Below are 13462 nucleotides of genomic sequence, written 5' to 3'. Positions count from 1 at the left end.
AGCGGTCCTGTCCGGGGGTGCCGAACAGGTACAGGATCAGGTCCTGGTCGAGGGTGATGCGGCCGAAGTCCATGGCGACGGTCGTCGTCGTCTTGTCGCCGGTGTGCGTGAGGTCGTCGATCCCCGCGGAGGCGGAGGTCATGACGGCTTCGGTACGCAGCGGGTTGATCTCCGAGACGGCGCCGACGAACGTGGTCTTGCCCACGCCGAAGCCGCCCGCCACCACGATCTTCGCGCTGGTGGTTGAACGGGCCGCGCCGCCGCTAGAGCTTGCGAAGTCCACTGAGCACCCTTTCGAGCAGTGTCACGTCTGGCTGACCGCCGGCGGCCTCGTCGCCGCCGGGTTGGTGAATGGCGACGAGTCCGGCCTCCGCCAGGTCGGCGACGAGGATTCGGGCGACGCCGAGGGGGATGGAGAGGAGCGCCGAGATCTCCGCGACCGACTTGATCTCGAAGCAGAGCCGGCAGATCCGTTGGTGCTCGGGCAACTGCCCTTGCAACCGGGCCGGGTCGGCGGTCGTGCTGACCAGCGCCTCGATGGCGAGCTGGTAGCGCGGCCGGGTCCGACCGCCGGTCATCGCGTACGGACGCACCAGCGGGTTGTGCCCACCGGAACCACCGGCGGCGGAAGGGCCGCGCGGGGTCGACGGAGAGCCCGCCGGCGTCGAGGGGACCTGAGGCTGTCCGTAGGGCTGGGAGGTGCCCTGTCTGCTCGGGGCGGAGGGGAAGTTGAACCGGTTGTGCGCAGCGTCGCCCAGGGGCGCCTGGTGCGCGTCATAACCGTGATAAGGGCTTGCGCCCGGTGGTGTACCCACGTCTCCTCCTCCGACTGCCTCGCGGTCCATGTCCCTTGGACCCGCGCCACCGCACATTACGGTGCGGTGGCGCGAAACGCACTGTCTGTCTGTTAGTTGAGAAGACTTCCCTGAAGTTCCGCCCGGAGGTCGGGAGTCAGAACCGTGCCCGCGCGGTCCACGAGCAGGGCCATCTCGTAGCCCACGAGGCCGATGTCGGCCTCCGGGTGTGCGAGCACGGCCAGCGAGGAGCCGTCCGAGATCGACATGATGAAGAGGAAGCCGCGCTCCATCTCCACCACGGTCTGGTTGACCGCACCGCCCTCGAAGATCCGGGACGCGCCCGCGGTCAGCGAGGTGAGTCCGGATGCGACCGCCGCCAGCTGGTCGGCGCGGTCGCGGGGGAATCCTTCGGACATCGCCAGCAGGAGTCCGTCGGCGGAGACCACCACCGTGTGCGACACCCCGGGGGTGTTGTCCACGAAGTTGGTGATCAACCAGTTCAGATTCTGCGCCGCCTGGCTCATGCTCACACTAACGCTCCTGGTTGTAGGTACTGCCCGGGCCGAGGCCCGATCCGTTCGTGTCCGTTCCCGCATTCCGCCCCTGCTGAACGCCCCGGCGCAGGTTGCTCAACCTGCCCCGCACGTCCTCGGGTGCGCGGGAGACCTGGGGGCCGCCCTGCGGGGTCTGCTCAGCCGTGCCCTCGACCAGGTTGGCCTTCGGGACCCGCCGGGGGAGACCGGACGAGGTGACCCCGCCCGCCTTGGGGTCCTTGAGCTTTCCGGCCCGCTGCCAGCGCTCGTCGTTCGTCGAGCGCCATTCGTCGGAGCCGTCGGCTTCGTCCTGCTGCTGCACCGGCTGCGCGGGCTTCGGCTGCTGCTGCGGCGCCTGCCGCGTCTGCGGAGCGACGCTGCCGCGGCGCGGCAGACCGGCGTCGGTCAGCGCGTGGCCGGTGTCCGGGGCGGTACTCGGGGTCGAACCCGGACGGTCGAAGCCTACGCGGTCGGGGGCTTGTTCGGGAGCGCTCGGAGCAGATTCCGATTCTGCTCCGAAATCCTGTTCGTAACCACCCTGGTATGCGCTCTGATCAGGCCACTGAGCCTGGTGAGACTGGGGATCGAACGCATTGTCGTACTGCTGACGTTCGGTTCCCGAGGGTGTGTACGAGTCCTCCGCATAGCCCTGCTGGGGGTACGCCTGGTAACCCTGCTCGGGGTAGCCGTACTCGCCCTGCTGAGGGTAGTCGGTCCCGTAATCCTGACCGTACTGCTGGTCCTGACCGTACTGCTGGTCCTGACCGGGCTGGCCGTACTCCTGCGCCGGGTGGTCCTCGGCCGGGTACCCCTGGGCCTGCTGCTGAGCGTACTCCTGGGACCGGTCGTACTGCTCGGCCCGGCCGTACTGCTCGCCCTGGTCGTACTGCTCGGCCGGCTCCGCCCCGTCCTGGAAGGGCGCAGGGTCAGCACCCTGGGCCTGGGCCTCCAGGGCTGCCCGCCGTCCCTCGCGCTGGAGCGAGCGGTTGACCGGGTCGAGCGGACGCTCTTCCCCGGCCGGCTGCTCGTAGCGGGAGTCGTCGAAGCCGAGGTCGGCCGCGGTCAGCATCGGCTGCGGGGCGCCGTCGTCGAAGCCGCTCTGCTGTTGCTGCGGAATGATCTGGGAGACGGTGAAGTCGTCCTGGAGCGGCTGCTCCCCGCCGCCGCCGTGCGTGATCGCATCCGGCAGCATGACCAGCGAGGTGGTGCCGGCCTGCTCGCCCGAGGGGCGGAGCTGGACGCGGATCCCGTGCCGGTCGGCGAGCCGACCGACCACGAAGAGGCCCATGCGCTGCGAGACGGCGGCGTCCACGGTCGGCGGGTTGGCCAGCTTGTGGTTGATGTCCGCGAAGTCCTCGGCGGTGAGGCCGATGCCCTTGTCGTGGATCTCGACCATCACGCGGCCGTCGGGGAGACGGGTCGCGGTGACGCGGACCTTGGTCTGCGGGGAGGAGAAGGTGGTGGCGTTCTCCAGGAGCTCGGCGAGCAGGTGCACGAGGTCGGTCACGGCCTGGCCGTGGATCTCGGCCTCCGGGACGCCGGCGAGCTCGATGCGCTCGTACTGCTCCACCTCGGAGGAGGCGGCACGCATGACGTCGACCAGCGGGACCGGCTGGTCCCAGCGGCGGCCGGGCTCCTCGCCGGCGAGGACGAGGAGGTTCTCGCCGTTGCGGCGCATGCGGGTCGCGAGGTGGTCCAGGCGGAAGAGGTTCTCCAGCTGGTCCGGGTCGGCCTCGTTGTTCTCCAGGTCCGTGATGAGGGTCAACTGGCCCTCGATCAGGGACTGGTTGCGACGCGAGAGGTTGGTGAAGATCGCGTTGACGTTGCCCCGGAGCATGGCCTGCTCGGCGGCGAGCCGGACGGCCTCGCGGTGGACCTGGTCGAAGGCGCGGGCGACCTCGCCGATCTCGTCCTGGGAGTCGATCGGGATGGGCTGGACGCGGGTGTCGACCCGGCCCGGTTCCGCGCGGGAGAGCTGGTCGACGAGCATCGGGAGGCGCTGCTCGGCGATGGTGAAGGCCGCGGTCCGGAGCTCCCGCATCGAGCGGCTCATCTGGCGGGCCATGACGCCGGCCAGGATGAAGGCGGCGAGCAGGGCGATGACCACGATGCCGCCGATGACCCAGGCGTCCGTCTTGGCCTCGTCGGAGATCTTGGCGGCCTCGGTCACGGCCTTGTCCACGAGGGTCTTCTCGACCTCGCTGTAGCCGTCGAACTTGGCGGTCGCGATGGCCATCCAGGTGTCGGGGGTGATCCCCTTCGCCTGCAGGGCCTCGATGCCCTCGGGGCCCTTGGCGGTGCCGATCCGGGCGGCCACGCCGGAGTAGACGGAGCCGTCCTTGCCCTTGGGCAGTTCGACGCCGGCCGCGGACATCCGCTTCTCGCCGTCGGAGGCCTTGCCGGCCATGACCTTCTTCAGGTGCTCGACGTCTTCGGCGGTGCCGCCGGAGTTGTACTCGCCGAGGGCGATCTGCTCCAGGTAGTTGTACGAGTTGAAGGCCACCGACTGCTGGCCGAAGACGACCTCGTCCTGACTGGGACGGACCAGGAGCTGCGTGCCGATGGAGCGCTGGAGCGACTCGGCCGCCTTGGCGAGCTGGACCGCGTAGACCGTGCGGCCGTAGCTGGTGACGTTGCCGGTGCCCAGCCCGAGCTCGTTGGAGAACTCCATCAGGTAGTGCTGCACGCCGGTGTAGCCGAGCTGGGTGTTCACCGGGTCGAGGGCCCGGGTGTACGCCGCCTTGCGCAGCGCCTCCAGCTTGGGCTCCTCGTCCTGGAACAGCCGCAGGCGGCGCTCCAGGCCCTGGCCCGACGGCATGTTCTTGACCGCCTCGTCGAACTTCGCCTTGGCGGCGTCGGTGGCGGAGTAGGCCTTGGTGACCTCGTCCGCCTCGCGGTCCTCGGAGTTCTTCGCCGTCAGAAGGGGACGGGCGGTGAGGTCGCGCTCGTTGAGCAGTGCGGTGCTGTAGTCCGAGGCGGCCCGGACGATGAGGGCCGTCTTCTCGGCGTCCTGCGCCTCCTGCCAGGTGTCGATCGCCGTCTTGACCTGGAAGCCACCCATGACGAGGCCGACGAGCACGGGTATCAGGAGGATCGCGTTCAGTCGCGTGGGCACGCGCCAGTTGCGGGGCGACAGCTTGCTGGAGCTTCCCTTGGTCGTCTGGGCAGGCGGCGGCGGGGTGACGGGCACGTCCGCGGGCGACGCCGCCGTGCGCGACGGCGGCGTGAAGTTGCCCCGCGCCTCCTGCTCCGCGGAGCTTTCCTTGCTTCGCCTCACTCGACCAACAACCTCTCGGCGTCGGCACCTACGTTGTGCCGGTGTTTCGTTCAGGGCCGTACTACTCGGGAGTTCATGAATTGCAGCACGTGAAGGGGGTCCGTTCCAAACAGTGGGAAGAAGCTCCTTTCAGTGGTCCAGGCCTCACATAAAACGGGCATAAAGAGCGAGCCCCGCCAAAAGGCGGGGCTCATGTGAGCGCAGTGACACCGATCGGATGCGTCGGGTGTCCGGGGCGCTCCAATTCTCTGTCGAAACGTTATGAACGTGGGGGCGGTCGTGTCGAAGGACACAGATCGTCCCAGGCCGGAGGCACATGACAACTGCCCTGGCCGTCCCGGTTACTTGAGCCGTGCCATGAGGGCGTGTTCGACGAGCGTGATGAGGGCGCTCTTGGCGTCGGCGCGGTGGCGGGCGTCGGTGGTGATGATGGGGGTGTCGGGGCCGATCTGGAGGGCCTCGCGCACTTCTTCGGGCTGGTAGGGCTGGTTTCCGTCGAAGCCGTTGAGGGCGATGACGAAGGGGAGGCCGCTGTTCTCGAAGTAGTCGACGGCGGGGAAGCAGTCGGCGAGGCGGCGGGTGTCGACGAGGACGACGGCGCCGATGGCGCCGCGGACCAGGTCGTCCCACATGAACCAGAAGCGGTCCTGTCCGGGGGTGCCGAACAGGTACAGGATCAGGTCCTGGTCGAGGGTGATGCGGCCGAAGTCCATGGCGACGGTCGTCGTCGTCTTGCCACCGGTGTGCGTGAGGTCGTCGATCCCCGCGGAGGCGGAGGTCATGACGGCTTCGGTACGCAGCGGGTTGATCTCCGAGACGGCGCCGACGAACGTGGTCTTGCCCACGCCGAAGCCGCCCGCCACCACGATCTTCGCGCTGGTGGTCGATCTGGCCGCGCCGCCGCTAGAGCTTGCGAAGTCCACTGAGCACCCTTTCGAGCAGTGTCACGTCCGGCGTGCCGCCGGTCTCTCCGTTGCCCGGCTGGTGGATCGCCACCATGCCGGCCTCCGCCAGGTCGGCGACGAGGATCCGGGCGACGCCGAGGGGCATCGACAGGAGTGCCGAGACCTCGGCCACCGACTTGACCTCACGGCAGAGGTGGCAGATCCGCTGGTGCTCCGGCAGGAGCGTGGCGAGGTGCGCCGGGTCGGCGGTCGTGCTGACCAGCGCCTCGATGGCGAGCTGGTAGCGCGGCCGGGTCCGACCGCCGGTCATCGCGTACGGACGCACCAGCGGCTGGTCGCCCTCATGTCCGTACTCGTCGGCTGAAGCGCCGTACGGATCGTGAGAGGCGGGGGGCGGGGTCATGAATCCTCCGGGCGTGACAGCAAACTTTCTGCCGTCTGATGGGGCCGGTGGGGGGCCGGATGGGGCGGCCGGACGGTGAACGGTGCCGGGACGGTACGGAGGGGCGTACCGTCCCGTCGGTCGATGCGGACGGGGGCTGGTGTGCGGGGCCTAGTGGAGCAGGCTGCCCTGGAGCTCCGCGCGGAGATCCGGGGTGAGCACGCTGCCGGCCCGGTCGACCAGCAGCGCCATCTCGTAGCCCACGAGGCCGATGTCGCAATCGGGGTGCGCGAGCACGGCCAGCGAGGAGCCGTCCGAGACGGACATGAGGAAGAGGAAGCCGCGCTCCATCTCCACCACGGTCTGTGCCACGGGACCGCCCTCGAAGATCCGGGACGCGCCCGCGGTCAGCGAGGTGAGTCCGGATGCGACCGCCGCCAGCTGGTCGGCGCGGTCGCGGGGGAATCCTTCGGACATCGCCAGCAGGAGTCCGTCGGCGGAGACCACCACCGTGTGCGACACCCCGGGGGTGTTGTCCACGAAGTTGGTGATCAACCAGTTTAGATTCTGCGCCGCCTGGCTCATCGCGTTCAACTAACGCTCCTGCTGGTGGTTCGGGCCGAGGTGGTGGCTACCCGTGGTCGAGTTGCCGGCCTGGCGGCCCTGCTGGATGCCGCGGCGCAGATTCGTGAGCCGGCCGCGGACGTCGTCGGGTGCACGCGAGACCTGGGGGCCGGCCGTGTGGGCCTGCTCCTGGGCGGTCCCGGGTACGAGGTTGGCCTTCGGCACGCGGCGCGGAAGGCCGGAGGTGGTGACGCCGCCGGCCGCGGGCTTGCGCACCCGCTCCGCCTGGCGCACCAACTCGTCGTTGGGCGAGGTCCGCCAGGCGGCCGCGCCGTTCTGTCGGCCGCCGTCGGCGGCCGGGTCGCCGGCCGGACGGTGCCCCTGGGCGGACGGCTGCGACACGATCGGGGTCTGCCCCGTCCGCGTCACCTCCGGCCCAGGGCCGCCGGTCGGAGCCTGCTGACCCTGCTCCTGCTGGAACCAGTTGGGGTCCATCGCGTCGTACGCGGGGGCACGACCGTCACCCGCACCGCCGGCCGGAGGCAGGGCCTCCGGGCGGCGCGGCTGCTGGAGCTGGGGCTGGGCCGGCTCGGCCGGGCGGGGAGCACCGAACTCGTCGCCGGTCCGCTGTCGAGGCGCCTGCGGCTGGGCCTGCGGCACGAAGGGCTGCTGGCCGTACTGCTGCTGGCCGCCCTGGTATCCCTGCGGGGCCTGCGGCTGTTGCGGGGCGCCGAAGTCGGGGCGCGGGAACTGGCCGGTGGAGCCGGGACCCTGCGGGGCTCCGAAGTCCGGGCGCGGGAACTGCGCCGTCGACGCCGGGTCCTGCTGGCCGCCCTGGTATCCCTGCGGGGCCTGCGGCTGTTGCGGGGCGCCGAAGTCGGGGCGCGGGAACTGGCCCGTGGAGCCGGGACCCTGCGGAGCGGCCGTCGAGCCGAAGCGGCCCGTGGAATCCTGCTCGTCGTGGCCGCGCGGAGCGTCCAGCGGGGACATCTCCTGCTGCGGCCGTCGGACCGGCTGCTGCATCGGGTCGTTGCCCCAGCTCGCGGCCTGCGGGCGCTGCTGCTCGGCGTTGCCGCCGGGCAGTTCGGCGTGCGGGACGCCGTAACCGCCCTGCTGGGCCTGGCCCTGCGGCGGCTGCGCCGCGGGACCGGACTGCTGGCCCCACACGTCCGTACGGGACGGGATCGCGCTCGCGGCACCGCCGATGAGGCCGTTCCCGCCGGGGCTCGGACGCAGCGGCTCGGACGACTGTGGGGTCTGGGGAGCCTGCGGGGCCTGGGGGACCTGCGGGAACTGACCGGTCTGCTCGGCCTGGGCGTTCTGCGGCTGAGGGGTGCGGGGCTGCTGGGGGCCCTGCGGACCGCCGGCGTGCGGGGCGCCGTCACGGGCGGGCAGTGCGGCCCGGGGACCGCCCGCACCGACCTGACCGCGCGCCGCACTGGCGCCGGCGCCGAGACGACCGGCCGCTGACGAGGGACCGCCGCCCGGGCGTCCGCCGCCGGGGCCGCCGTTCGCACCGGGACCGCCCGGGAGCCGGCCACCGGGGGCGGAGCCACCCTGCGGTGCGGCACCCTGACCGCCCGCGCCCGGCTTGGGCATGGGCTTCTTGCCGCCCTGGGCGACATCGACGGGGAGCATGACGAGGGCGGTGGTGCCGCCCGAGTCGGAGGGGCGGAGCTGGATCCGGATGCCGTGTCGCAGGGACAGGCGGCCGACCACGAAGAGGCCCATGCGGCGGGAGACCGAGACGTCCACTGTGGGCGGCGAGGCGAGCCGCTCGTTGATCGCGGCGAGGTCCTCGGGGGAGAGGCCGATTCCGGTGTCGTGGATCTCGACCAGCACCCGGCCGTCGGGCAGCGCGTGACCGGTGACCCGCACCTTGGTCTGGGGGGAGGAGAACGAGGTGGCGTTCTCCAGGAGCTCGGCGAGCAGGTGGACGAGGTCGTTGACGACCCGGCCGGCGACCTCGGTGGCCGGGACCGCGGCCAGTTCGATGCGCTCGTACTGCTCCACCTCGGAGGCGGCGGCACGCAGGACGTCGACCAGCGGGACCGGACGGGTCCAGCGACGTCCCGGCTCCTCGCCGGCGAGGACGAGGAGGTTCTCGCCGTTCCGGCGCATGCGGGTCGCGAGGTGGTCGAGCTTGAAGAGCGAGGAGAGCTGGTCCGGGTCTGCCTCGCGGGACTCCAGCTCGGAGATGAGCGAGAGCTGGCGCTGGATGAGGCCCTGGGAACGCCGCGAGAGGTTGGTGAACATCGCGTTGACGTTGCCCCGGAGGAGGGCCTGCTCGGCGGCGAGGCGGACGGCCTCGCGGTGCACGTCGTCGAAGGCCGCGGCCACCTGGCCGATCTCGTCCCGGGAGTGCACACCGACCGATTCCACGGAGGTGTCGACGTCCTGCGGGTCGGACTCGGAGAGCTGCTTGACGAGTTCGGGCAGACGGTCCTGGGCGACCTTGGTCGCGGTGTCCTGCAGCCTGCGCAGCGACCGGATCATGGACCGGGACACGACGAACGCACCGATGAGGGAGACGCCGAGGACGAGGAGGATCAGCGCACCGTTGATGATGGCTTCGCGCTGCGACTCCTGCTTCAGCTCACGGGCCATCGTCTCCATGTCGCCGAGCAGACCGCGCTCGATGCGGTTCATGGCCGTGATCTTGGTGCTGTACTCGTCGGTGAAGTTCAGGTAACCGCGCTTGGCGCTGTCCGGCATCCCGTTGTCCGAGTTCAGCACGCGCTCGGCGTACTTGTCGGCCGCGACGATCGACGGGTCGCCGGAGTTCAGCGACTCGGTCCGCTCGGCGGCGTCGCCACCGGTGGACTCGTAGATCGCCCGGAACGACTTGAGTTCGTCGCCCTCACTGTTGAGGGCGGCCTCGCCGTAGAGGCGGTCACCCTGCTGGATCTTGCCGGAGGTCCGGTCGCTCGGCGGGAGTGCGGCCGCGATGATCGCCTGCTGGATGGAGGCGTACTCCTTGGCGGACGAGAACGCGGCGAGCGCGCGGGTCCGCTTGATCATCTCGGGGTTGCTGGTCGCCTGCGCCATGTCCTGGGACAGGCTGAGGAGCGAGCGGATGAGGCGGCTGTACGCCTCGACCGTCACCGAGTTGGAGACGCCCTTCTTGTAGGCGCTGCCCCGGATGGCGTGGAGCTCGGTGACCTGCGAGGCGATCTGGCTGACGTTCTGGCGGATGCTCCGCAGCGCCTCGTCGCCCTCGGACGCCGGGATCTCCTCGGTGGCGTCGAGGAAGGCCTTCAGCTCCCGGTCCGTCTTCCGGCGCGGGTTGGCGACCTGGTAGTCGCTGATCGGCCGGTCGTTGGCCAGCGGGCCGGCGGACAGGTCGCGCTCGGCCTGGAGGGCCTGCGCGAGGTCCGTCGCCTCACGGGTCAGCTTGGTGAGCAGCTGCATGTGGTCGAGCTGCTCCATGTCCTGGAGCGAGTCGCCGATGCGGATGCCGCCCAGGGTCGTGGCCGCGACCACGGGAAGGGTGAGGAGCGCGACCAGACGCGTGGAGATGCGCCAGTTACGCAGGGCTATTCGAGGCCCTACCTCGTTCTCGGACCGGACCTTGGGGGGTGTGGGAGCCGGCTCGGCGGGCGCGGCCGCAGCGCTCGCGCGCTTGCCGCCGTCACCGCCTTCGCCGGACGGGGCCTGACCCTGGTTCGGGGTGCGCGAGGCCGAGGGACCACGGTCGGTCCCGGTACGCGGTTCCTGCTCCGCCGGAGCATCCGCTCGGCCCTGGCGGGCCTGGGGAGACCCCGAGCCATCCCTCTTGAAACGTCCCTGCACTAGCGTCGCAACCTCTGGACCAGGCGTCCTTCCGGGTGAACGGAGAGGACGGTGTCGGCGTCGGCGGGGCGTGTGGAGCGCCCCAGGTGGTCGTCGGTGACCGGCGCAGTTCCCCCTTCCCCGCCACTTGGCCGGCGCTGCGTTGCGCCTCCTGCGCGCCGGCTTGAAACCTGCGGCGGTGCGTGGAATTCCAGCACAGTGCCGGATCTCCAACAAGGGCCGCGTGTCGTGGCCGGAAGGGCATGACAACGTGTACATGGGGCGTCACCCCATGTAGAAGGTGATCATGGATCATTCGGACTTTTCTGCCCCAAAGGCCCGGCATCCCCGTGTGTCCCAGTCGACATGATCAGGAGAGGAATAGAGCATTCAAGCGGAATGTCCCTTTCCGTGACCACCGATGGCAGTCCGTAATGCCCGGAATGTTTCCGCAATGGTGAGGAAACTCACATGCGGATCGGTGTCTTGGGCATGCATTCCAAGGGAACTGCATGTTTAGCCTGACGCTTTACACCCCTACGCGCCCGTACGGGCGCCCGTCCCGGAACAGGGTCTGAACACCGCCATGAAGACGACGACGCTGCGCAACACGGCCAACCCCCGCCGTTCCACCCTCGTGCACCTCGCGGACGCCGCACAGCTCGACCGGGGTGCCCGTCCGGAGTACGCGGTCGAGCTGCCGGGGCGGACGGCCAACCCGCGCCGCACCGTCCTCATGCAGCCCCCGGCCCCGTACCGGCCCCAGCCGTACGCCACCGTCTCCCGCTGACCGCGGCCACCGCTCCACCGCCACTCCCTCGGCCCGGCGGCATCGCCGGTCGGCCGCCCCCGCCGCGTTAGCCTGGACCGTCATACTCCAGCCAGTAGCAAGTGAGGGGCGACAGCACTCGTGCGCATCGCCAGATTCTCCATCGACGGCAATGTGGCCTTCGGCGCCGTGGAGGGCGAGGGAACCGTCGAGTCCGGCGGCCTGGTCCTCGACATCATCAAGGGCATTCCGTACACCGACTTCGAACTCAGCGGCACCAAGGTCCCGCTGAGCAAGGTACGGCTCCTGCCGCCCGTGCTCCCCAACAAGGTCGTGGCCATCGGGCGCAACTACGCGGAGCACGCCGCCGAACTCGGCAACGAGGTCCCCGACGTCCCCGTCGCCTTCTTCAAGCCCACCACCTCGGTGATCGGCCCCGGCGACGCCATCGAGTACCCCTCCTTCTCCAACGAGCTGCACCACGAGGCCGAACTGGCCGTGGTCATCGGCCGCATGTGCCGCGAGGTGCCCCGCGAGCGGGTCAAGGACGTCGTCTTCGGCTACACCTGCGCCAATGACGTCACCGCCCGCGACGCCCAGCAGCGCGAGAAGCAGTGGGCCCGCGCCAAGGGCTTCGACACCTCCTGCCCCCTGGGCCCCTGGGTGGAGACCGACCTCGATCCGAGCGACCTGACCATCCAGGCCACGGTCAACGGCGAACAACGCCAGCTGGGGCGCACGAGCGACATGATCCGCTCCATCGAGGACCTGGTCGTCCACATCACCGAGGCCATGACGTTGCTCCCCGGCGACGTGATCCTCACCGGCACCCCCGCCGGGGTCGGCCCCCTCAACGTCGGCGACGAGGTCGCCGTCACCATCGAAGGCATCGGCACTCTCACCAATAAGGTGATCAAGCGTGGCTAACGCGAACTCCCCCAAGCTCTCGACTCCGCTCGAGCAGGGGGCAACCCCCCGCGTCCGTTTCTGTCCCTCCCCGACCGGCAACCCCCACGTGGGCCTGGTCCGCACCGCCCTCTTCAACTGGGCCTTCGCCCGGCACAACCAGGGCACCATGGTCTTCCGCATCGAGGACACCGACGCTGCGCGCGACTCCGAGGAGTCGTACGACCAGCTCCTCGACTCGCTGAAGTGGCTCGGCCTCGACTGGGACGAGGGCCCCGAGGTCGGCGGCCCGCACGCGCCGTACCGCCAGTCGCAGCGGATGGACATCTACAAGGGCGTCGCCGACAAGCTGCTCGCCGGCGGGTACGCGTACCACTGCTTCTGCACCGCCGTGGAGCTGGAGGCCCGCCGTGACGCCGCCCGCCTGGCCGGCAAGCCGTCCGGTTACGACGGCACCTGCCGCAACCTGAGCGCCGAGCGCATCGAGCGCTACCGCTCCGAGGGCCGCGAGTCGATCGTCCGCTTCAGGATGCCCGACGAGGCGATCACCTTCACCGACCTGGTCCGCGGCGAGCTCACCTTCACCCCGGACAACGTGCCGGACTACGGCATCCTCCGGGCCAACGGCGCCCCGCTCTACACCCTCGTCAACCCGGTCGACGACGCCCTCATGGAGATCACCCACGTCCTGCGCGGCGAGGACCTGCTCTCCTCCACCCCGCGCCAGATCGCGCTCTACAAGGCGCTGATCGATCTGGGCGTCGCCAAGGAGATCCCCTCCTTCGGCCACCTGCCGTACGTGATGGGCGAGGGCAACAAGAAGCTCTCCAAGCGCGACCCGCAGGCCTCCCTCAACCTCTACCGGGAGCGCGGCTTCCTCCCCGAGGGCCTGCTCAACTACCTGTCGCTGCTCGGCTGGTCCTTCTCGGCCGACCAGGACCTCTTCACCATCCCCGAGATGGTGGCGAAGTTCGACATCGCCGACGTCAACGCCAACCCGGCGCGCTTCGACCTCAAGAAGGCCGAGTCGATCAACGCCGACCACATCCGCATGTTGGACGTGAAGGCCTTCGCCGCGGCCTGCGAGCCCTGGCTCCGGGCTCCGCACGCCCCCTGGGCCCCCGAGGACTTCGACCAGGCCGCCTGGGAGCGGATCGCCCCGCACGCCCAGACCCGCCTGACCGTCCTCTCGGACATCACGGCCAACGTGGACTTCCTGTTCCTGCCCGAGCCGGTCTTCGACCAGCCCTCGTGGGACAAGGCCATGAAGGGCGAGCCCGCGGCGCTGCTCACCACCGCCCGCGAGAAGCTCGACGCGGCCGACTGGAGCGACCCCGAGTCCCTCAAGAACGCCGTCCTGGCCGCCGGCGAGGCCCACGGCCTCAAGCTCGGCAAGGCCCAGGCCCCGGTCCGCGTCGCCGTCACCGGCCGCACGGTCGGCCTCCCCCTCTTCGAGTCCCTGGAGATCCTGGGCAAGGAGAAGACGCTCACCCGCATCGACGCGGCCCTGGCGAAGCTCGCCGCGTAAGCGCACGCCCTGCGACACGGGGGCGGCGGC

General features: G+C 70.3%; 11 protein-coding genes. 3 read left to right on the top strand and 8 right to left on the bottom strand.

From position 1 onward, the window contains the following. The 8 genes from ACFW2Y_RS29465 to ACFW2Y_RS29430 all read right to left on the bottom strand — a co-directional run. On the bottom strand, positions 1-283 hold a 283-nt coding region (locus ACFW2Y_RS29465), incomplete at its 3' end, for an ATP/GTP-binding protein (protein ID WP_176902409.1). After that, positions 264-815, bottom strand: a complete 552-nt coding sequence (locus tag ACFW2Y_RS29460; protein WP_384885232.1) for a DUF742 domain-containing protein — start codon at positions 813-815, stop codon at positions 264-266. The genes ACFW2Y_RS29465 and ACFW2Y_RS29460, both read right to left, overlap by 20 nt. Positions 816-907: 92 nt before the next feature. Beyond that, complete coding sequence (locus tag ACFW2Y_RS29455) at positions 908-1321, bottom strand: roadblock/LC7 domain-containing protein (RefSeq protein ID WP_026057603.1); 414 nt, start codon at positions 1319-1321, stop codon at positions 908-910. 7 nt (positions 1322-1328) lie between these two features. Further along, the gene (locus tag ACFW2Y_RS29450; protein WP_384885231.1) at positions 1329-4607 is read right to left on the bottom strand and encodes a nitrate- and nitrite sensing domain-containing protein; all 3279 of its coding nucleotides are present in this window, start codon (positions 4605-4607) and stop codon (positions 1329-1331) included. Positions 4608-4948: 341 nt separating this feature from the next. Next, entirely contained in the window at positions 4949-5530 is a 582-nt protein-coding gene (locus ACFW2Y_RS29445; RefSeq protein ID WP_116158662.1) for an ATP/GTP-binding protein, read from the bottom strand. Then, positions 5511-5915, bottom strand: a complete 405-nt coding sequence (locus ACFW2Y_RS29440; RefSeq protein ID WP_351856672.1) for a DUF742 domain-containing protein — start codon at positions 5913-5915, stop codon at positions 5511-5513. Before ACFW2Y_RS29440 ends, ACFW2Y_RS29445 begins: the two co-directional genes overlap by 20 nt. A gap of 150 nt (positions 5916-6065) precedes the next feature. Continuing rightward, positions 6066-6479 carry a roadblock/LC7 domain-containing protein gene (locus ACFW2Y_RS29435; RefSeq protein WP_108152797.1) on the bottom strand — a complete coding sequence of 138 codons (414 nt, stop codon included), beginning with the start codon at positions 6477-6479 and terminating at the stop codon, positions 6066-6068. Between the two features lie 9 nt (positions 6480-6488). Then, entirely contained in the window at positions 6489-10250 is a 3762-nt protein-coding gene (locus ACFW2Y_RS29430; protein ID WP_384885229.1) for a nitrate- and nitrite sensing domain-containing protein, read from the bottom strand. Between the two features lie 565 nt (positions 10251-10815). Here ACFW2Y_RS29430 and ACFW2Y_RS29425 point away from each other — a divergent pair. The 3 genes from ACFW2Y_RS29425 to gltX all read left to right on the top strand — a co-directional run bounded on the left by ACFW2Y_RS29425 (position 10816) and on the right by gltX (position 13432). Continuing rightward, positions 10816-11019, top strand: a complete 204-nt coding sequence (locus tag ACFW2Y_RS29425; protein WP_384885227.1) for a hypothetical protein — start codon at positions 10816-10818, stop codon at positions 11017-11019. Between the two features lie 120 nt (positions 11020-11139). Beyond that, positions 11140-11925, top strand: a complete 786-nt coding sequence (locus tag ACFW2Y_RS29420; protein WP_086822367.1) for a fumarylacetoacetate hydrolase family protein — start codon at positions 11140-11142, stop codon at positions 11923-11925. Next, positions 11918-13432, top strand: a complete 1515-nt coding sequence (gene gltX, locus ACFW2Y_RS29415) for a glutamate--tRNA ligase (RefSeq protein WP_384885225.1) — start codon at positions 11918-11920, stop codon at positions 13430-13432. Before ACFW2Y_RS29420 ends, gltX begins: the two co-directional genes overlap by 8 nt. Positions 13433-13462 lie beyond the last annotated feature (30 nt).

The sequence above is a fragment of the Streptomyces sp. NPDC058877 genome (genome assembly GCF_042742855.1).
Lineage (GTDB): Bacteria > Actinomycetota > Actinomycetes > Streptomycetales > Streptomycetaceae > Streptomyces.
The sequence above is the reverse complement of the archived record's forward strand: the minus strand, read 5'-3'. Positions and strand labels throughout refer to the sequence as shown.

Bases quoted from the DNA above. Each gene is read 5' to 3' on its own strand.
- ACFW2Y_RS29455 (WP_026057603.1), bottom strand. From the start codon at position 1,321: ATGAGCCAGGCGGCGCAGAATCTGAACTGGTTGATCACCAACTTCGTG.
- ACFW2Y_RS29435 (WP_108152797.1), bottom strand. From the start codon at position 6,479: ATGAGCCAGGCGGCGCAGAATCTAAACTGGTTGATCACCAACTTCGTG.
- ACFW2Y_RS29440 (WP_351856672.1), bottom strand. From the start codon at position 5,915: ATGACCCCGCCCCCCGCCTCTCACGATCCGTACGGCGCTTCAGCCGAC.
- ACFW2Y_RS29425 (WP_384885227.1), top strand. From the start codon at position 10,816: ATGAAGACGACGACGCTGCGCAACACGGCCAACCCCCGCCGTTCCACC.